Source organism: Variovorax sp. Root473 (genome assembly GCF_001426505.1).
GTDB lineage: Bacteria > Pseudomonadota > Gammaproteobacteria > Burkholderiales > Burkholderiaceae_C > Variovorax.
This window is the reverse complement of record NZ_LMEV01000001.1, coordinates 261,589-261,853: the sequence shown is the minus strand read 5'-3', so window position 1 is coordinate 261,853 and position 265 is coordinate 261,589. Positions and strand designations below refer to the sequence as shown.

The following is a 265-nucleotide window of genomic DNA, read 5'->3' as shown; positions in this document are numbered from 1 at the left end:
GAGCACGACGAACAGCAACGTCAGCAGCCTGTCGACCTCGACGTCGTCCGGCCTGAGCACGGCCACCAGCGGTATCTCCAGCCTGTCGACGGGTCTGAGCACGACGAACAGCAACGTCAGCAGCCTGTCGACTTCGACGTCGTCCGGCTTGAGCACCGCCACCAGCAGCATCTCGAGCCTCTCAACGGGCCTGAGCACCACCACCAGCGGTATCTCGAGTCTGTCCACCGGCCTGAGCACGACCAACAGCAACGTGAGCAGCCTG

The 265-nt window shown here is 64.2% G+C and carries 1 protein-coding gene; it reads left to right on the top strand.

Annotated elements, in window-relative coordinates; genetic code table 11:
- The coding region (locus ASD34_RS28000) for a hypothetical protein (RefSeq protein ID WP_235509951.1) at positions 1-265 on the top strand (265 nt) is incomplete at both ends.